This is a genomic window from Shinella sp. GW821-FHT10F02 (assembly GCF_058809275.1).
Window position 1 is genome coordinate 177,526 of sequence record NZ_JBXASL010000005.1, and the last position, 20,344, is coordinate 197,869.

Consider the following 20,344-nt stretch of genomic DNA (forward strand, 5'->3'; position numbering starts at 1 on the left):
AAATCGGGCCGCAAACCGGGAGCGGACGCCGCACGGGAGACGGAATTTGAGAAAACTACTGGTCATCGGGATCGGCGCGGGCAATCCCGAGCACATGACCGTTCAGGCGATCAATGCGCTGAACCGGGCGGATGTGCTCCTTATACCGACCAAAGGCGACGAGAAGGCCTTTCTCGCCGACGCGCGCCGCGAGATCTGCGACCGCTTTCTGACCAACCCCGCCTGCCGCATCCATGACTATGCCGTGCCGGTGCGCCGCGCCGACGGTTCCTATGAGGACGGCGTGCACGACTGGCACCGCGCCATCGCCGCCGTCTACGAGCGCACGCTTCTGAACGCGGTCGGCGAGGACGAGACACTCGGCCTGCTCGTCTGGGGCGATCCGATGCTCTACGACAGCACGCTGCGCATCGTCGAGCATGTCCGCACCGCCGGGCGTGTCGCCTTCGAGGCGGAGGTCATTCCCGGCATCACCAGCGTGCAGGCGCTCTGCGCCAGCCACGGCATTGCGCTGAACCGCATCGGCCTGCCGGTGCAGATCACCACCGGCCGCAGGCTTTCCGAAGGCTGGCCGGAGGGCACGCGCGATGCGCTCGTCATGCTGGATGGCGTGCAGGCCTTTCGCACGGTGGAGGATGCCGAGGCGGACATCTGGTGGGGCGCCTATCTCGGCACGCCGCATGAAATTCTTCTGTCCGGCAAGCTCGCCGAGATATCGCAAACCATCAGCGACACCCGTCGCGATGCGCGCGAAAAGCACGGCTGGATCATGGACACCTACCTGATCCGCCGCCCGGCGACCGAGAGCGAGGAGGGCGCGGCATGACGGCGACCCTTGCCCTTGAGCGCACCGCCCTCCGCCGCGGCGCCTGTCCGTCCCTTGCGACGCCGATGCAGACGGGTGACGGCTTGCTGGTGCGCCTGCGACCCGTCGCGGCTGCGCTTTCCGCGCGGGACCTGCATGCGCTTGCCGACCTGGCGCGCGAACATGGCAACGGGCTGATCGAGATCACCGCCCGCGGCAATTTTCAGCTTCGGGGCCTGAGCGCGGATACGGTGCCACGCCTCGCTGCGGGCCTCGCTGCCGCCGGCATCGTCCCGCAAACGGGCGTCGCGATAGAGGTGCCGCCGCTTGCGGGCATCGACCCATCTGAAATCGCCGATGCGACTCTGGTTGCCGAAGCGCTTCGTCGCGCCATCGTGGATGCGGGGCTCCGGCTTGCGCCGAAACTCGCTATTGTCGTCGATGGTGGCGATCAGCTTAACCTTGCCGACATGGTTGCCGATATCCGGCTCGATGCTGTTGCACAGGCGGAGGGATTTGTCTGGCGGCTCTCGCTGGGCGGAGACCGGACGACCGCAAAGGCCGTGGCCCTGCTCTCCCCTGAAGCTGTCATCGACGGCACCATGACGGTTGTCGAAGCCCTTGCTGCCATCGGCCCGGCCGCGCGGGGCCGTGATCTAGACCCGCAGGCGCTCGGTGGCAATCCGGTGCCGCTTGCTCTTCCCGCTGCATCGTCGCGGCATCCGCTCGGCCTTCACGACATCGGAGGCGAAATCGTGCTTGGTTTTGCGCCCGCCTATGGCCAGATGCATGCCGACCATCTGGCGGCCCTTCTGGACGGGCTTTCCGCCTGCGGTGCCGTCGAATTTCGTCTTGCCCCCCATCGCACGCTTCTGGTCCGCGGCCTCTGCGAGGCGACGCTTGCCGCCGCTCGGGCGCATGCGGATCGTGAAGGTTTCTGGAGCTCGGCCGATGCGCCGGGCCGCGCGATCTCGATCTGCGCCGGGGCCGCCGGCTGCGCTTCCGGCACCTTCGATACCCATGCTGCCGCCGACGCCATCGTGGCGCATGCGGACACGCTGCTGGATGGCTCCGTCGACGTGCACATTTCCGGCTGCCCGAAGGGCTGCGCCCATCCGGCCGGCGCTGCAATCACACTCTGCGGAACGGTAGCCGGCATCGGCCTCGTCGCGCACGGAAGGGCTGGCGACGCGCCCGCGGCAACGGTTTCCCCCGAAACGCTAGAGCCCGCAATCCAGCGCATCGGCACCCTCCTGCGCGCGCACCGCGCGGAAAACGAGACGGCCAAGAGCCTGCTCGACCGCACCGCGCCCGCGACCCTCGCTTCCGCATATCAAGGCCTCACATGACCGAGTACGACTACATCAAGGATGGCGACGCCATCTATGAAAAATCCTTCGCCATCATCCGCGCGGAGGCCGATCTGTCGCGCTTCTCCGAGGCGGAAGCCGATGTGGCGGTGCGCATGATCCATGCCGCCGGCTTGGTCGAGGCGGCACCGCATTTCGTCTTCTCGCCGGATTTCGTCGCCTCTGCACGCGGCGCACTTCAGGCCGGCGCGCCGATCTTCTGCGATGCCGAGATGGTCGCGCGCGGCGTGACGGCGGCACGTTTGCCGGCGAACAATGACGTCATCTGCACGCTGCGCGATTCGCGCACGCCAGAACTTGCGGCAGAAAGCGGCAACACGCGCTCGGCGGCCGCCATCCGGCTCTGGCTCGATCGCATGGCGGGTTCCGTGGTGGCGATCGGCAATGCGCCGACGGCACTGTTCTACCTGCTCGAACTGCTGCGCGACGGCGCGCCAAAACCGGCGGCGATCCTCGGCATGCCGGTCGGTTTCGTTGGGGCGGCGGAATCCAAGGATGCGCTGGCGGAAAATTCCTATGGCGTGCCCTATGCCATCGTGCGCGGCCGCCTCGGCGGCAGCGCCATGACGGCGGCCGCCCTCAATTCGCTGGCGAGGCCGGGACTATGAACATGGTGGCGACGGTGACGGGACGACTTTTTGGCGTGGGCACGGGGCCGGGCGATCCGGAACTGCTGACATTGAAGGCGGTGCGGGCAATCGGCGAGGCGGACGTGCTCGCCTATTTCGCCAAGGCTGGCCGCACGGGCAATGGACGGGCGATCGTCGAAGGCCTGTTGAAGCCCGGCATGGTGGAGCTGCCGCTCTACTATCCGGTGACGACGGAAATCCACAAGGACCACGACGACTACAAGAGCCAGATCACGGCCTTCTACGATGCCTCCGCGGCGGCCGTCGCCGAGCATCTCGCGGCCGGACGAACGGTGGCGATCCTGTCGGAAGGCGACCCGATGTTTTATGGCTCCTACATGCACCTGCATGTGCGGCTGGCCGATCGGTTCCCGACCGAGGTCATCCCAGGCATTACGGCGATGTCCGGCTGCTGGTCGCTGTCGGGCCTGCCGATCGTGCAGGGCGACGACGTGCTCTCCGTGCTGCCGGGCACGATGGGCGAGGAGGAGCTTTCGCGCCGGCTCGTCGATACCGAGGCCGCCGTCATCATGAAGGTCGGCCGCAACCTGCCGAAAATCCGCCGGGCGCTGTCCAATGCCGGCCGGCTCGGCGAGGCCGTCTATGTCGAGCGCGGCACCACGCCGGTGGGCAAATCCATGCGGCTTTCGGAAAAGCTTGATGACGTGGCGCCCTATTTCTCGCTGGTGCTCGTGCCGGGCTGGAGCGGCCGCGAATGACCGGAAAACTTTTCGTCATCGGCACCGGCCCGGGCAATCCGGACCAGATGACGCCGGAAGCCCTGCACGCCGTCGAGGCCTCGACGGAATTCTTCGGCTATTTCCCCTATATCGATCGGCTGAATCTCCGGCCGGACCAGATCAAGGTCGCTTCCGACAACCGCGAGGAGCTGAACCGGGCGCAGGCAGCACTTGAGCGGGCGGCGGCGGGGGTGAATGTCTGCGTCGTTTCGGGCGGCGATCCCGGCGTTTTTGCCATGGCAGCGGCGGTCTGCGAGGCGATCGATGCGGGGCCGGAGGACTGGAAGACCGTCGATCTCGTCGTCGTGCCGGGCGTCACCGCCATGCTGGCGGTTGCCGCGCGCATCGGCGCGCCGCTTGGCCATGATTTCTGCGCGATCTCGCTCTCCGACAATCTGAAACCTTGGGACATCATCGAGAAGCGGCTGCGTCTGGTGTCCGAGGCCGGTCTCGTCATCGCGCTCTACAATCCGATCAGCAAGGCGCGGCCCTGGCAGCTTGGCCGCGCCTTCGACATCCTGCGCGAGGTGCTGCCGGCGGAAACGCCGGTGATCTTCGGCCGCGCCGCCGGCCGGCCGGATGAGCGTATGCTGGTCATGCCGATCGGCGAGGCGGAGGCCGAGCGCGCCGACATGGCGACCTGCGTGGTCATCGGCTCGCCGGAAACGCGGGTCATTTCCCGCCCGGACCTGCCGGACCTCGTCTATACGCCGCGGTTCCTGAAGGATGCCAGCAGATGATCGGCGAGCCGCAGCGCGTCCTCGACCGTCTCGGCCCGGTTGCCGTCGCCGACCGCGGCCCGATCGACGAGCACGACGGGAAGGCCGAGAATGCGCGCGGCGACGATCTTGCCATGGGTAGCGTCGCCGCCGGAATTCTTGCTGACGATCACGTCGATGCGGTGGTCGCGCAGAAGCGCGACCTCCGCCTCGACGGCGAAGGGGCCGCGGGCGAGCAGGTATTCGACACGCGGCGCGTCCAGCGGCGGATCGACCGGATCGACGCTGCGCACGAGGTAGTGGTGCTGCGGCGCGGTATCGAAGGTTTTGGCCTCCTGCCGGCCGATCGCCAGCAGCACGCGGCGGGGTTCGTCGCCCAAGGCCGCCACGGCCGCGTCGACCGAGGCGACGCGCGTCCAGCGGTCGCCGTCGGCCTCGTCCCAGCCGAGGCGTTCCAGCCGCAGGAGCGGCACGCCGGTTTCGGCAGTGGCCGTGCGGGCATTGGCGGAAATCTGCCGGGCGAAGGGATGCGTGGCGTCGATCAGGAGGTCGATGGCCTCGTTATCGAGATAGGCTGCAAGCCCCTCCACGCCGCCGAAACCGCCGGTGCGCACGGGCACGGGCTGCGGGGCGGGATCGAGCGTGCGGCCGGCGAGCGACAGCGTGACGACAAGGTCGGGCCTTTCGGCAAGCCGGCTTGCGAGATCGCGGGCCTCGGTCGTGCCGCCCAAGATGAGGATGCGTCGCTTGTCCACGCCTGATCAATCCCTTTCGGCCGCCCCGTGGCTTTCCATCGTCGGGATCGGCGAGGATGGTCTAGCGGGTCTCGGTGACGAGGCCAAGACTGCGATCGGTGCAGCCGAGATCGTCTTCGGCGGTGCGCGGCATCTGGAGCTTGCCGATGCGTCGATCCGCGGGGAGCGGCAGGTCTGGCTCAGCCCGTTCGAGCGTTCCGTCGAGGCGGTGCTTGCCGCGCGCGGCCGGCCCGTCGTGGTGCTCGCCTCCGGCGATCCCTTTTTCTACGGCGTCGGCGTCACGTTGTCCCGGCGCATTGCGCGGGCGGAGATGCGCGTCTTCCCGGCGCCGTCGGCCTTCAGCCTTGCGGCATCGCGTCTGGGCTGGGCCTTGCAGGACACGGTCTGCGTCTCGCTGCATGGCCGGCCGATCGATCTCATTCGCCCGCATCTGCATCCCGGTAGCCGGATTCTGGCGCTGACCTCGGACAGCGACGGGCCGGCGGCGCTGGCGGCCCTGCTGGCGGAAAGTGGCTTTGGCGGCTCGACGCTCACCGTTCTCGAAGCGCTCGGTGGTGTGCGGGAGCGGGTGAGCAGCCATCGGGCGGACCGGTTTGCGCTCGTGGATGCGGACATGCTGAACGTCTGTGCGGTGGAGGTCGCGGCCGGGGCTGACGCGCGGGTGCTGGCCTTTACGCCGGGGCTCGACGACGGGCTTTTCGAGCATGACGGCCAGATCACCAAGCATGAGGTGCGGGCGTTGACGCTCTCCGCCCTTGCGCCAAGGCGCGGCGAACTGCTGTGGGATATCGGTGCTGGTTCGGGTTCGATCAGCATCGAATGGATGCTGGCCGATCCGTCGCTCAGCGCCATCGCGATCGAGGGCCATGCCGAGCGTGCCGCCCGTATCCGTCGGAATGCGCGGAATTTTGGCGTGCCGGGCTTCTCGGTCGTCGAGGGCGTGGCGCCGGAGGCGCTTGCCGGGCTTGTGGCGCCGGATGCCATCTTCATCGGTGGTGGCGGCAGCGAGGCGGGAGTGATGGAGGCGGCGCTGGTTGGGCTGAAACCGGGCGGGCGGCTTGTCGCCAATGCGGTGACGACGGAGATGGAGGCGGTGCTTCTTGCGCATCACGCGCGGCTCGGCGGGTCGTTGATCCGCATCGATATCGCGCGGGCATCGCCCGTAGGAACCATGACGGGCTGGCGGCCGGCCATGCCGGTGACGCAATGGCGCTGGGTAAAGCCGGCTAAACATATCGAGGGTACAGAATGACCGTCCATTTCATCGGCGCCGGACCGGGTGCCGCCGATCTCATCACCATGCGCGGGCGTGACCTCATCGGCAAATGCCCGGTCTGCCTCTATGCCGGCTCGATCGTCTCGCCGGAGCTCCTGCAATATTGCCCGCCCGGTGCGCGCATCGTCGATACGGCGCCGCTCTCGCTCGACGAGATCGAGGCGGAGTTTTTGCGGGCGGCGGAAGCGGGGGAGGATGTGGCGCGGCTGCATTCCGGCGATCTGTCCGTCTGGAGCGCCGTTGCCGAGCAGATCCGCCGGCTGGAAAAGCATGGGCTGACTTATACGATGACGCCGGGCGTGCCGTCCTTTGCGGCGGCGGCGGCGGCGCTTGGCCGGGAACTCACCATTCCCGCGGTGGCGCAGAGCCTGGTGCTTACCCGCGTTTCCGGCCGCGCCTCGCCCATGCCGAACCGCGAGACGCTGGAAAATTTCGGCGCGACGGGGGCAACGCTTGCCATTCATCTCGCGATCCATGCGCTGGACAAGGTGGTCGAGGACCTGGCGCCGCTTTACGGCGCCGATTGCCCGGTGGCGATCGTCGTCAAGGCCTCCTGGCCGGACGAGCGCGTGGTGCGCGGCACGCTCTCCGACATCGCGGCAAAGGTTGCCGAGGAGCCGATCGAGCGCACGGCGCTGATCTTCGTCGGCCGCACGCTTGCGGCAGAGGATTTTCGCGAGAGTTCGCTCTACGACCCCGCCTACCAGCGCCGTTTCCGCGGCCGCGGCGAGTGATTATTCGGCGGCGGCCATCGACGGTGCGGGCACGTAGTTGAGCACCGGGCCGAGCCAGCGTTCGACCTCCATCACGGACATGCCCTTGCGCCGCGCATAATCCTCCACCTGGTCGCGCTCCACCTTGGCGACGCCGAAATAGTAGCTTTCCGGTGACGCGATATAGAGGCCGGAGACGGAGGAGCCGGGCCACATGGCAAAACTTTCGGTGAGCGTCACGCCGATCTCCTTCTCCGCATCGAGCAGGTGGAAGAGCGCCGTCTTTTCCGTGTGGTCGGGCTGGGCGGGGTATCCGGGTGCGGGGCGGATGCCGGCATAGGGCTCGCCGATCAGGTCTGTCGGCGCAAAGGTTTCGTCCGGCGCGTAACCCCAGAGTTCCTTGCGCACGACTTCGTGCATGCGCTCGGCGAAGGCTTCGGCGAAACGGTCGGCGAGCGCTTTGACGAGGATCGAGTTGTAGTCGTCGTTCGCGCGCTCGAAGCGTTCGGCGATGGCGATCTCGCCGATGCCGGCGGTGACGACGAAGCCGCCGAGATAATCCTGTTTGCCGCTGTCCACCGGGGCGACGAAGTCTGAAAGGGCGACATTCGGGCGGCCGTCGCGCTTGGAAAGCTGCTGGCGCAGCGTGAAGAAAGTGGCGAGCTCCCTGTTGCGCGCCTCGTCGGTGAAGAGGCGGATGTCGTCGCCGACGGTGCCGGCCGGCCAGAAGCCGATGACGGCTTTCGGCGTGAACCATTTTTCGGCGATGATCTTTTCCAGCATGGCCTGCGCATCGGCGAAGAGCTGGCGGGCCGCCGGCCCCTGCTTTTCGTCGTCGAGGATTTTCGGATAGACGCCCTTCAGCTCCCAGGTCTGGAAGAAGGGGGTCCAGTCGATATAGCGGGCGAGGTCGGCGAGGTCCCAATCCTGCCAGACGCGGGTGCCGAGGAAGGAGGGCGTCTTCGGCTGGTAGGCGGACCAGTCGGCCTTGAAGGCGTTGTCGCGGGCCTTGGCGATCGGCAGGCGCTGTTTTTCCGCTTCGCTGCGCGCGTGGGCGTCGGCCACCTTGCGGTATTCCGCCTTCAGCGTCTCGACGTAGCCGGGCTTCATCTCGGCCGACAGCAGGCTGCCGACCACGCCGACGGCGCGGCTTGCATCGGTGACATAGACGGTCTGGCCGCGGTCGTAGCGCGGGTGGATCTTGACGGCGGTGTGCACGCGGCTGGTCGTGGCGCCGCCGATCAGGAGGGGGATGTCGAAGCCCTCGCGTTCCATTTCGGTCGCGACATGCACCATTTCGTCGAGCGAGGGGGTGATGAGGCCGGAAAGGCCGATGATGTCGACCTTTTCGGCCTTTGCCGTTTCGAGGATCTTCGTTGCCGGCACCATGACGCCGAGGTCGATGATCTCGTAATTGTTGCAGGCGAGCACGACGCCGACGATGTTCTTGCCGATATCGTGCACGTCGCCCTTGACGGTCGCCATCAGGATCTTGCCCGCACTCTGGCGTTCGCCACTGCCGCCGTTCGCGAGCTTTTCGGCCTCCATGTAGGGCAGCAGCACGGCGACGGCCTGTTTCATCACGCGGGCGGATTTCACCACCTGCGGCAGGAACATTTTTCCCGCGCCAAAAAGGTCGCCGACGACGTTCATGCCGGCCATCAGCGGGCCTTCGATGACGTGCAGCGGGCGCTCGGCGTTCTGGCGGGCTTCTTCCGTGTCGGCCTCGACGAATTCGGTGATGCCGTTGACCAGCGCGTGTTCGAGCCGCTTTTCGACGGCCCAGTCGCGCCAGGCGAGGTCACGCTCCTTGGCCTCCTTGCCGGCCGCTCCCTTGAAGCGCTCGGCGATTTCCAGCAGGCGTTCGGTGGCGGTGCCGCCGCCCTTGGGCGCGCGGTTCAGCACCACGTCCTCGCAGGCCTCGCGCAGGTCCGGTTCGATCGTATCGTAGACGGCGAGCTGGCCGGCATTGACGATGCCCATGTCCATGCCCGCCTGGATGGCGTGGTAGAGGAAGACGGCGTGCATGGCTTCGCGCACCGGCTCGTTGCCGCGGAAGGAGAAGGAGAGGTTGGAGACGCCGCCGGAAATGTGGACATGCGGCAGGGTGGAGGTGATTTCACCGGTCGCCTCGATGAAGTCGACGCCGTAATTGTCGTGTTCCTCGATGCCGGTCGCGACCGCAAAGATGTTCGGGTCGAAGACGATGTCTTCCGGTGCGAGGCCGGCGACTTCGGTGAGGAGCTTGTAGGCGCGGGTGCAGATGTCCACCTTGCGCGCCTTCGTGTCGGCCTGGCCGGTCTCGTCGAAGGCCATGACGACGACGGCGGCGCCGTAGGCGCGCACGAGCTTGGCGTGGTGCAGGAAGGCCTCTTCGCCTTCCTTCAGCGAGATCGAGTTGACCAGCGGCTTGCCCTGCACGCATTTCAGGCCGGCCTCGATCACCTCCCATTTCGATGAGTCGATCATCAGGGGAACGCGGGCGATATCCGGCTCGGCGGCGATCAGGTTGACATATTCCGTCATGGCCCGGGCGGAATCGATCAGGCCCTCGTCCATGTTGATGTCGATGATCTGCGCGCCGTTCGCCACCTGGTCGCGGGCGACGTCGAGGGCGGCGGCGTAGTCGCCGGCGGTGATCAGCTTGCGGAATTTCGCCGAGCCCGTGACGTTGGTGCGCTCGCCGACATTCACGAAGGGAATGGCGTCGGTCAGCGTGAAGGGTTCGAGGCCGGAGAGGCGCATGTGGCGCGGGATGTCCGGGATTTCGCGGGGCGCATGGCGCGCGGCGGCCGCGGCGATGGCGCGGATGTGGTCCGGCGTCGAGCCGCAGCAGCCGCCGACGATGTTGACCAAGCCATCGCGCATAAACCCTTCGATCTGGGCGGCCATCTCGTCCGGCGTCTCGTCATACTGGCCAAAGGCGTTCGGCAGGCCGGCATTGGGATAGGCGCAGACGAAGGTTTGCGCGACGGAGGAGATTTCGGCGAGGTGGGCGCGCATGGCGTTGGCGCCGAGCGCGCAGTTGAGGCCGATGGAGAAGGGATCGGCGTGGCGCACCGAGTTCCAGAAGGCCTCCGGCGTCTGGCCGGAGAGCGTGCGGCCGGAAAGGTCGGTGATCGTGCCGGAGATCATCACCGGCAGGTGAATGTCTTTTTCCTCGAAGACTTCGCGGGTGGCGAAGATCGCGGCCTTGGCATTCAGCGTGTCGAAGATCGTCTCGATCAGGATGATATCGGCGCCGCCGTCGATCAGGCCGCGGACCTGCTCGGCATAGGCCGTGCGCAGGTCGTCGAAGGTGACGGCGCGGTAGCCGGGATTGTTGACGTCGGGCGAAATGGAGGCGGTGCGGTTCGTCGGGCCGAGCGCGCCGGCGACGAAGCGGCGGCGGCCGTCCTTTTGCTCGGCGCGCAGGCCGGCGCGGCGCGCAAGGCGCGCGCCGTCGCGGTTCAGTTCATAGACCATGTCCTCCATGCCGTAATCGGCCTGGGCGATGGTGGTGGAGGAGAAGGTGTTGGTTTCGAGGATATCGGCGCCGGCGAGCGCGTAGCGATAGTGGATGTCCTCGATCGCGCCGGGCTGGGTCAGCGTCAGGAGGTCGTTGTTGCCCTGCTGGTGGCAGGCGCAATCGCCGAAACGGTCGCCGCGGAAATCGTCTTCCACCAGCTTCAGCGTCTGGATTTCCGTGCCCATGGCGCCGTCGAGCACCAGGATGCGCTCGCGGGCGGCGGCCTGCAGGGCGGCGAGAACCTCGCTGCCGTCGCGGCGTGGCAGTTCGGGGCCGAACAGGGTGTCCAGGTGCGAATTGGCCATGGCAAAGCCCTCCGGTGTCATCATACTACACCGGAGATCACATAAAGATATCTTTATGTCAATATGTCTTTATGCGTTAAGCCGTCAGTGCACCGCCCCGCGCGCGCCGGCAAGCGAGGCGAACAGCGCCCTCAGGCGCACGATATCGGGATCGATGCCCTCGTAGCGCGCGAGCTTGCGCACTTCCTTCAGCGCTTCGACGGCAAGATCGGCGCCGCGCGGTTGCCAGAGCAGCCAGGAGATGAAGATGGATTCCGGCTTTCCGGTGCCGGAGAGGCCGTGGTCGGTATTGGCAAGCATTGTTTCCCCAATCGGTGAATTGGGGGATGACCGGACGCACGCATGCGGAAGCAGGCGCACCCTTGGGACACCCCGCCCATGGACGTTACAGCTGTCAGGGCAGGTCTCCTGGCTTGCGGGTCGTCGCCCCTGTCTCGCCTTCCCGGTTCAAAAACCAGTGGCATCCTTCGACAGAAACTCGCCGTTCACAGTTGCGGGGGCAGCGCCGGTCTTGATGCTTTTCTTGAGCATCGCACCGGCTTCCCTCTTAGCCTCCGAGCCGTTTCGACTCGGAAGACCCTGACGGCGCCAAGCTGGCGTGGCGGGGCTGCCAAGTCAATGGCGGGATCGGGCTTCGCACGAGGTCCGGAACTTTTCCCCATGTCATGCATTTGGCATCCGCCTGTCCTATGCGCTCGTGCGGCCCCATCCGGGTCGTGCGATTCACCAAAACCACAAATGAGGGTCGATGCTGCGCCATCCGGTCATGTTGACATGTTGCAAGTCTCTGTCCTTGCGGCTAAAAAATGCCGTTTTCATGCACCACGCGGCCAGGATGCCAAGCAGCGTGTCGCCTGAGCCATGTCCATTCCATTCGCGCCATCCGGGCGCCGTATGGTCTCATGGCTGATCGCGGCACCGAGATGAAGCCTGCCCGCAACAAACCGTTCGGCGCAAAGGCCGTTGCCGGATGGTTCCATATGGCCGGATCCAGAATCAGAAACATGCCCCTTCACAATACGCCGCAAGCCCCTTCGCGCGACGCCGACGCCAAGCAGATCGATTATAACGATTCGATCCGCGCCACCTATCTGTCGCTGGAGGAGCTCGCCGATTGCGGTGAAGCACTGGCGCGCGACAAGACCGCGGCGCTGCCCGGCTTCCAGCCCTTCGAATTCCGTGCCCGGCACAAGGAAAACGAGAAGGAGATCTTTCGCGTCTACCAGGCGACGGCCAAGGATGTAGAAGCCGGCGCCCAGATCACGCCCGCCGCAGAATGGCTGCTCGACAACTATTATGTCGTCGAAGAGGCGATCCAGGAGGTCCGGCGCGACTTCCCCCGTCGGTTCTACCGCCAGCTCCCGACCATTCAGATCGAGGGGCAGGTGGTGCCGCGCACGCTGGCGCTCGCCTGGCTCTATGTCGCGCATACCCATAGCGGCGTCTCGCATGAGGGGCTGACGTCCTTCGTGCAGGGCTTCCAGAAGCTCGATGCGCTGAAGATCGGCGAACTCTGGGCCCTGCCCTCCTTCATCCGCTTCGTGCTGCTCGAAAACCTGCGGCGCATATCGAGCCGCGTCGAGCGCTCGCGAAAAATGCGCTTCAAGGCGAACGAAGTGGCCGATGAGCTGATCCGCCTCAACGATCCGGAAAAGTGCATCGCGCATCTCCAGTCGATGGAGAGCTTCGTCGAGGACAACACCTTCGTCATCCAGCTTCTTTATCGCCTGCGCGACGGCCTCCAGGCCTCCGGCGCGGTGATCCAGTGGCTGGAGCGCAAGATCGAAAGCCGCGGCACGGATCTCGAAGAGCTGATCGTCGCGGAGAACAACCGGCTTTCCTCCGGCAACGTGACGATGAGCTCGCTGATCAAGAGCCTGCGGTCGGTCGACGACACGGAATGGCCGGTCTGGTTCGAAAGCGTCAGCCGTCTCGACGAGGCGCTGCGGCAGGGTTCGGACTATAGCGACCTCGATTTCGGCTCGCGCAACAAATACCGCAACACGATCGAGCGTTTTGCCCGCCGCTCCGGCAAGACTGAGCTGGAAGTGACCGAGATCGCGCTGGCCATGACGGCGGAAGACGCCGCGGCCAATGCGGACGATCTCGAATACCAGGCCAATGTCGCCTCCTTCCTCGTCGGCAAGAAGCGCAAGCTGCTCGAAAAGCGCATCGACTACAGCCCCTCGATCGTCCAGCGCGTCGTGCGCTTCGGGCGCCGGCTCGACTGGTTCGCCATTGCCGGGCCGAACATCATCCTGACGCTGCTCGCGATGATCGCGGTCTATTATTTCCTCGATCAGCTCGACATTCCGGACGGCGCCTGGCTGATCATGCTGATCCTCTTCGCGCTGCCGGCCTCCGAAGGGGCGACGGGCCTGTTCAACACGCTCGTCACCTTCTTCGTCACGCCGTCGCGCCTCGTCGGCTATGAATTCAAGGACGGGATTCCGGAGGATGCGCGCACGCTCGTCGTGGTGCCCTGTCTGATTTCCAAGCGCGACCATGTCGATGAGCTGGTGCGCAATCTCGAAGTCCACTATCTCGCCAATCCGCGCGGCGAGATCTATTTCTCGCTGCTCAGCGACTGGGCCGACAGTTCGTCGGAGGAGACTCCCGCCGATCTCGACGTGCTCGACTATGCCAAGCGCGAGATCGCCACCCTTTCGGCGCGTTACGCCTATGACGGCCGCACGCGCTTCTACCTGCTGCACCGCCGCCGGCTGTTCAACCCGTCCGAAGGCTGCTGGATGGGCTGGGAGCGCAAGCGCGGCAAGCTGCACGAGCTGAACCTGCTTCTGCGCGGTGATGGCGACACGACCTTCCTGCCGGGCGCCAACATCGTGCCGGCGGATGTGAAATACGTCATGACGCTCGATTCCGACACGCGCCTGATGCGCGATGCGGTGACGAAGCTCGTCGGCAAGCTGCACCACCCGATCAACCGTCCGGTCATCGACGCGGACAAGGGCGAGGTCACCGCCGGCTACAGCATCTTGCAGCCGCGCGTGACGCCCTCGCTGACGACGGGCAAGGAAGCCTCGACCTTCCAGCGTATCTTCTCCGCCGACCGCGGCATCGACCCCTATGTCTTCACCGTGTCCGACGTCTACCAGGACTTCGTCGGCGAAGGCACCTTCACGGGCAAGGGCCTCTATCACGTCGACGCTTTCGAGGCCTCGGTGAAGGGCCGCATCGAGGAGAACTCGGTGCTCAGCCACGACCTTCTCGAAGGCTCGCTGGCGCGATGCGCGCTGGTGACGGATGTCGAGCTGGTGGAGGACTTCCCGACCCGCTACGGCGTCGAAACCTCGCGCCAGCATCGCTGGGCGCGCGGCGACTGGCAGCTTCTGCCCTATATTTTCGGCCCGTCGAGCGGCATTTCCATGCTCGGCCGCTGGAAGATGTACGATAACCTGCGCCGCAGCCTCATCCCGATCGGCTGGCTCGTCGCCTCCGTCATGGGCTGGTACTATATGGAGCCGCGCCAGGCGCTGATCTGGCAGCTCGTGCTGATCTTCCTGCTCTTCGTCGCCCCGACGCTGTCGCTGATCTCCGGCGTCATGCCGCGCCGCAACGACATCGTCGCGCGCGCCCATGTGCACCGCGTCTTCTCCGATATCCGCGCCGCCAATGCGCAGGTGGCGCTGCGCATCGCCTTCATCGCCCATTCGGCGGCGCTGATGGCGGATGCGATCGTGCGCTCGCTCTATCGCACCATGGTCAGCCGCAAGCTGATGCTGGAATGGCGCACGGCCGCGCAGGCCGACAGTGCTGCGCGCGGCGGCATCCTCGCCCATTACAAGTCGATGTGGCAGGCGCCGGCGCTGGCGGTGCTGTCCGTGGCGCTCGCCATGATCTCGGATACCGGGCTTCCCTATATCGGCATTCCCTTCGCGCTCGTCTGGGCGCTCTCGCCGATGATCGCCTGGTATGTCAGCCAGACGGCGGAGACCGAGGACCAGCTCGTCGTCTCCGACTATGTGGCGAGCGAACTGCGCAAGATCGCGCGGCGCACCTGGCGCTATTTCGAGGAATTCGTCACCGCCGAGCAGCACTACCTGCCGCCGGACAATTTCCAGGAAACGCCGCAGCCGGTGCTCGCCGAGCGCACCTCGCCGACCAATGTCGGCGTCTACCTGCTCTCGGTCATCTCAGCGCGCGATTTCGGCTGGATCTCGTTCGAGGAGACGGTGCGCCGTCTCGAACAGACGATCGCCACCATCGACGGCATGCCGAAATATCGCGGCCACCTCTACAACTGGTATCGCACCAACACGCTGGAAACGCTGGGGCCGCGTTACGTCTCGGCGGTCGACAGCGGCAACCTTGCCGGCCACCTCATCGCCATCTCCTCCATGTGCCGCGAATGGGCGGAAGCGCCGTCGGCGCATCTGCAGGGCAGCCTGGACGGCATCGGCGACGTCGCCTCGATCCTTTCCGAAACGCTGGCGCAACTGCCGGACGACCGCAAGACCGTGCGGCCGCTGCGCCGTCTCATCGAGGAGCGGATCGCCGGCTTCCAGAATGCGCTCGCCGCCGTCAAGCGCGAGCACGAATTCGCCTCCATCCGCGTCATCAACCTCTCGGTGCTGGCGCGCGACGTCAACAAGCTGATCGTCAACCTCGACCACGAGATCAAGTCGGCCGAGAGCGGCGAGCTCGTCAAATGGACAGGCGCGCTGGTTGCGACCTGCGAGGCGCATATTGCCGATAGCGTCTTCGACCTCGGCAGCATCGAGCCGCTGCGCGACCGCCTGGTCGTGCTGCGCGACCGTTCGCGCGACATCGCCTTCTCGATGGATTTCGGCTTCCTGTTCCGGCCGGAGCGCCGTCTTTTGTCGATCGGCTACCGCGTCGAGACCAACGAGCTCGACGAGGCCTGCTACGACCTGCTCGCCTCGGAAGCGCGCCTGACCAGCCTCTTCGCCATCGCCAAGGGGGATCTGCCCACCGAGCACTGGTACAAGCTCGGCCGCCCGGTCGTACCGGTCGGCTCGCGCGGTGCGCTGGTCTCCTGGTCCGGCTCGATGTTCGAATATCTGATGCCGCCGCTCGTCATGCAGGAGCGCCAGGGCGGTATCCTGAACCAGACGAACAATCTCGTCGTGGTGGAGCAGATGAACCATGGCCGCCGGCTCGGCACGCCCTGGGGCATTTCGGAAGCGGCCTTCAATGCCCGCGACCATGAGCTGACCTACCAGTACACCAATTTCGGCGTGCCGACGCTCGGCCTGAAGCGCGGCCTTGGCCAGAATGCGGTGATCGCGCCCTATGCCTCGCTGCTCGCGGCGCAATATGCGCCGAAGGAGGCGCTCGACAACCTCGAACGTCTGCGCAAGCTCGGTGCCCTCGGCGTCTACGGATTCCACGATGCGGTCGACTTCACGCCAACCCGCGTGCCGGAGGGCAAGACCTGCGCCGTCGTGCGCAACTACATGGCGCACCATCATGGCATGTCGATCGCCGCGGTCGCCAATGTCGTCTTCAACGGCGCGCTGCGCGAACGCTTCCACGCCGACCCCGTCATCGAGGCGGCGGAACTGCTGCTCCAGGAAAAGGCGCCGCGCGACATTCCGGTCATCAACGCCAAGCGCGAGCCGGAAACCGTCGGCAGCACACAGGCCGACCTGCTGCGCCCGGAAATCCGCATCATCAAGGAGCCGTTCAACAAGGAACGCGAGACCGTCTTCCTGTCGAACGGCCACTATGCGGTGATGCTGACGGCGACCGGTGCCGGCTATTCGCGCTGGAACGGCCAATCCGTCACGCGCTGGAAGCCCGATCCGACGGAAGATCGCTGGGGCTCCTTCCTGTTCCTGCGCGATACCGCGACGAACGAGTGGTGGTCCGCGACCGCCGAGCCGAAGCGCATCGATGGCGAGGTGACGAAGACCCAGTTCGGCGACGACAAGGCGGAGTTCATCAAGACCGTCGGCACGCTGACGAGCGAGGTCGAATGCATCGTCGCCACCGAGCACGATGCCGAAGGCCGCCGCCTGACGCTGCTCAACACCGGCACCGAGGACCGCTTCATCGAGGTGACCTCCTATATGGAGCCCGTCATCTCGACGGATGACGCCGACAGCGCCCATCCGATGTTCTCGAAAATGTTCATCAAGACGGAAATCGGCAAGCGCGGCGACGTGATCCGCGCCGAGCGCCAGAAGCGCAACCCGAACGAACCGGACATGGTGATCGCCCATCTCATCGTGGACAATGCCGGCCCGTCGCGCCGCACCGAGATCGAGACCGACCGCCGCCGCTTCATCGGCCGCGGCCGCTCGCTGACGACGGCCGCCGCTTTTGACGCCGGCGCGCAGCTTTCCGGCACGGACGGCTTCACGCTCGATCCGGTCATGGCGCTACGCCGCGTCGTGCGCGTGCCGGCAGGCAAGAAGGTCAAGGTCATCTTCTGGACCATCGCGGCGCCCAGCCGCGCCGAAGCGGACACCGCGATCGACCGTTACCGCCATCCGGACGTGTTCAACCACGAAATGATCCATGCGTGGACGCGCTCGCAGGTCCACATGCGTCATGTCGGCGTGACCTCGCAGGAGGCCGCAAGCTTCCAGATGCTCGGCCGCTACCTGATCTATCCGGACATGCATCTGCGTGCCGATACCGGCACGATCCAGACAGGGCTTACCGCCCAGTCGGCGCTCTGGCCGCTGGCGATCTCGGGCGACTTCCCGATCTTCGTTTTGCGCATCAACGACGATATCGACCTCGATGTCGCCCGCGAGGCGTTGCGCGCGCAGGAATATCTGCGCCACCGCGGTGTGACCGCCGACCTGGTGATCCTCAACGAACGCGCCTCCTCCTATGCGCAGGACATGCAGCACGCGCTCGACCAGATGTGCGAGAACCTGCGCATGCGCGGGCAGTCCGATGGCGTGCGCCAGCATATCTTCGCCGTGCGCCGCGACCTGATGGAGGTCTCCACCTGGCAGGCGCTGCTTGCCACGGCGCGCGCCGTCTTCCATGCCCGCAACGGCTCCCTCTCGGACCAGATTGCCCGCACGGTCGCGCTGTTCTCCACGCCGCGCGGCGACGAGGAGACCAAGGCCGATCCGACCTTGCCTAAGCCTGCCGCACCATCGGCCGGCGAGCCGGTGACGATCGACGGCGAGGGCCTGACCTTCTGGAACGGTTTTGGCGGTTTCAACGGCGAGCGCCGGGAATATGCCATGCGGCTGCGCGGCGGCGAAGCGACGCCGCAGCCGTGGATCAACGTCATCTCCAACCAGCATTTCGGCTTCCACGTCTCGGGCGAGGGCGCCGGCTTCACCTGGAGCCGCAATTCGCGCGATTTCCAGCTGACGGCCTGGACCAACGACCCGGTGATCAACCGCCCGGGCGAGGCCTTCTACGTGCGCGATCGCGATCGCGGCACGGTGATGACGCCGTTCGCTGCGCTGTCGCGCAAGCCGACGGTGAAGTTCGAGACCTGGCATGGCCTCGGCTACAGCGCCTTCCGCAGCTGGGAGGACGGCATCGAGCTCGATCTCGTGCAGACGGTCGACGCCGAGGAGCCGGTCAAATATTCGCGTCTCGTCGTGAAAAACACCGGCGAGACCGAGCGCAGCCTGACGGTCTACGGCTATGTCGAATGGGTGATGGGCAACAATACGGCAAAGACCGCGCCCTTCGTGCTGACCAGCCATGACGAGGAGGGCGGCGCGCTCTTTGCGACCAACCCGTACAGCTTCGATTTCGCCGGCCGGACCAGCTTCTTCGCCGTCGATGCGCCGCTTGCAGGCTTTACCGCCAAGCGCCGCGAGTTCATCGGCCGTGGCGGCGATATCGTGCTGCCGGGGGCGGTGGTGAGCGGACAGGCGCTCTCCGGCTCCGCCGACGGCATCGGCGATCCCTGCGCGGCGCTCGCCGTCGACATCACGCTGAAGCCGGGCGAGAAGCGCGAACTGATCTTCGTGCTCGGCGACACCGAGGACGCGGACAGTGCGCGAACGCTTGCGGAAAAGAGCCGGACGGCCGATTTCAACACGGTCATGAAGGCGGTTCGCGGCTATTGGGACGATTTTACCGGCACGCTGCAGGTCAAGACGCCGGATGCCGCCCTCGACCGGATGGTCAACGACTGGCTGCCCTACCAGGCGCTCGGTTGCCGTATCCTGGCGCGCACCGCCTTCTACCAGGCAAGCGGCGCCTATGGTTTCCGCGACCAGTTGCAGGACACGCTGGCCTTCATCCTGCACCGTCCGGAACTTGCCCGTGGGCAGATCCTCAACGCCGCCGCCCGCCAGTTCGTCGAAGGCGACGTGCAGCATTGGTGGCTGCCGGACAGCGGCGCCGGCGTGCGCACCGCCATCTCCGACGACGTTGTGTGGCTGGCCCATGCGGTGGAATATTATTGCCGGGTGACCGGGGATAATACGGTGCTCGACGAAAGGCTTGCCTTCATCGAAGGCCAGCCGCTCGCCGAAGGGCAGCACGATGCCTTCTTCAAGCCGGGCCGCTCGGCGGAAGAGGCACCGCTCTACGACCATTGCGCCCGCGCGCTTGATCTCGCGCTTCAGCGTACCGGTGAGAACGGCCTGCCGCTGATGCTCGGCGGCGACTGGAACGACGGCATGAACCGGGTCGGCGAAGCCGGTCGCGGCACAAGCGTCTGGCTCGGCTGGTTCCTGGCCGGCACGCTGCGCGGCTTCATCCCGATCGCACGCACGCGTGGCGATCACGGCCGTGCCGATCTTTGGGAAGGCCATCTCGGCCGCCTGCGGCAGGCGCTGGAAACGGTCGGCTGGGATGGCGCCTATTATCGCCGCGGCTATTTCGACGACGGCACGCCGCTCGGCTCGGCCGGAAATGCCGAATGCCGCATCGATTCCATCGCGCAGAGCTGGAGCGTGCTTTCCGGCGAGGGCGATGCGGAGCGCGCGCGCCAGGCGATGGATGCGGTCATGGCCGAACTCGTCGACCGGGAAAACGGCATCATCCGCCTGTTCACCCCGCCCTTCATCGAGACCCCGCAGGACCCCGGCTATATCAAGGCCTATCCGCCGGGCGTGCGGGAAAACGGCGGGCAATATACCCATGCCGCGACCTGGGTCGTGCTGGCGCTGGCCCGCCAGGGCCGGTCCGAGGACGCCTGGACCTGCTTCAACCTCCTGAACCCCGTCAACCACGCGAAGAACCCGGACGCGGCCGAGCTCTACCGCGTCGAGCCCTATGTCGTCGCAGCCGACGTCTATGGCGAAGGCGAGCGGACGGGGCGTGGCGGCTGGACCTGGTATACGGGCTCGGCCGGCTGGCTCTACCGGGCCGCCGTCGAGGGCATTCTCGGCATCCGCCGGGAAGGTGGCCGTCTCTTCATCGAGCCGGTGCTGCCCGCAGCCTGGAACGGCTACGAGGCGACGCTTGTTCTCGATGGCCGCACGCTGGAAATCCGCGTCGAGCGTGGCGGCGACGGTGGATGGCAAGCAAGTGTGAACGGAACTGTCATCAAATCTTCAAACGAGGGTTATTTGGTCTGATCCACCCCCATCGTGGACCAGAGCAGA

At 66.1% G+C, this 20,344-nt stretch carries 11 protein-coding genes and 1 riboswitch; of the genes, 8 read left to right on the plus strand and 3 right to left on the minus strand.

Features of this window, described 5'->3' with window-relative positions:
* Window positions 1-46 precede the first annotated feature (46 nt).
* The 5 genes from cobF to AC1RWL_RS17065 are packed head-to-tail and all read left to right on the plus strand — an operon-like array spanning window position 47 to window position 4,284.
* Window positions 47-826, plus strand: a complete 780-nt coding sequence (cobF, locus tag AC1RWL_RS17045) for a precorrin-6A synthase (deacetylating) (RefSeq protein ID WP_493095518.1) — start codon at window positions 47-49, stop codon at window positions 824-826.
* A complete protein-coding gene (gene cobG / locus AC1RWL_RS17050; protein ID WP_493095517.1) occupies window positions 823-2,154 on the plus strand; it encodes a precorrin-3B synthase in 1,332 nt (443 codons plus the stop codon). Before cobF ends, cobG begins: the two co-directional genes overlap by 4 nt.
* Complete coding sequence (locus AC1RWL_RS17055; protein WP_493095516.1) at window positions 2,151-2,783, plus strand: precorrin-8X methylmutase; 633 nt, start codon at window positions 2,151-2,153, stop codon at window positions 2,781-2,783. Before cobG ends, AC1RWL_RS17055 begins: the two co-directional genes overlap by 4 nt.
* 2 nt (window positions 2,784-2,785) lie before the next feature.
* Window positions 2,786-3,523 (plus strand): precorrin-2 C(20)-methyltransferase, encoded by a 738-nt coding sequence (locus tag AC1RWL_RS17060; protein ID WP_435268389.1) that lies wholly within the window; start codon window positions 2,786-2,788, stop codon window positions 3,521-3,523.
* Window positions 3,520-4,284 carry a precorrin-3B C(17)-methyltransferase gene (locus tag AC1RWL_RS17065; protein WP_493095515.1) on the plus strand — a complete coding sequence of 255 codons (765 nt, stop codon included), beginning with the start codon at window positions 3,520-3,522 and terminating at the stop codon, window positions 4,282-4,284. The genes AC1RWL_RS17060 and AC1RWL_RS17065 overlap by 4 nt, the downstream gene beginning before the upstream one ends.
* Here the strand turns inward: AC1RWL_RS17065 and AC1RWL_RS17070 are convergent.
* Window positions 4,248-5,018, minus strand: a complete 771-nt coding sequence (locus tag AC1RWL_RS17070; RefSeq protein ID WP_493095514.1) for a cobalt-precorrin-6A reductase — start codon at window positions 5,016-5,018, stop codon at window positions 4,248-4,250. The genes AC1RWL_RS17065 and AC1RWL_RS17070 overlap by 37 nt on opposite strands.
* Between AC1RWL_RS17070 and cbiE the strand changes: the two genes are divergently transcribed.
* The gene (gene cbiE / locus AC1RWL_RS17075) at window positions 5,011-6,270 is read left to right on the plus strand and encodes a precorrin-6y C5,15-methyltransferase (decarboxylating) subunit CbiE (RefSeq protein WP_493095513.1); all 1,260 of its coding nucleotides are present in this window, start codon (window positions 5,011-5,013) and stop codon (window positions 6,268-6,270) included. The two genes, AC1RWL_RS17070 and cbiE, sit on opposite strands and share 8 nt — an antisense overlap.
* Entirely contained in the window at window positions 6,267-7,028 is a 762-nt protein-coding gene (gene cobM, locus AC1RWL_RS17080) for a precorrin-4 C(11)-methyltransferase (protein WP_493095512.1), read from the plus strand. Before cbiE ends, cobM begins: the two co-directional genes overlap by 4 nt.
* On the opposite strand, the gene metH is transcribed toward cobM, so the two are convergent.
* Complete coding sequence (gene metH / locus AC1RWL_RS17085; protein ID WP_493095511.1) at window positions 7,029-10,820, minus strand: methionine synthase; 3,792 nt, start codon at window positions 10,818-10,820, stop codon at window positions 7,029-7,031.
* An 84-nt stretch (window positions 10,821-10,904) separates the two neighbouring features.
* A complete protein-coding gene (locus AC1RWL_RS17090) occupies window positions 10,905-11,120 on the minus strand; it encodes a hypothetical protein (protein WP_435268361.1) in 216 nt (71 codons plus the stop codon).
* Between the two features lie 81 nt (window positions 11,121-11,201).
* Window positions 11,202-11,417: riboswitch (cobalamin riboswitch) on the minus strand.
* Between the two features lie 407 nt (window positions 11,418-11,824).
* On the opposite strand from AC1RWL_RS17090, the gene AC1RWL_RS17095 reads away from it, so the two are divergent.
* Window positions 11,825-20,317, plus strand: coding sequence for a glycoside hydrolase family 94 protein (locus AC1RWL_RS17095; protein ID WP_493095510.1), 8,493 nt, complete (start codon window positions 11,825-11,827; stop codon window positions 20,315-20,317).
* The last annotated feature ends 27 nt before the right edge of the window (window positions 20,318-20,344 follow it).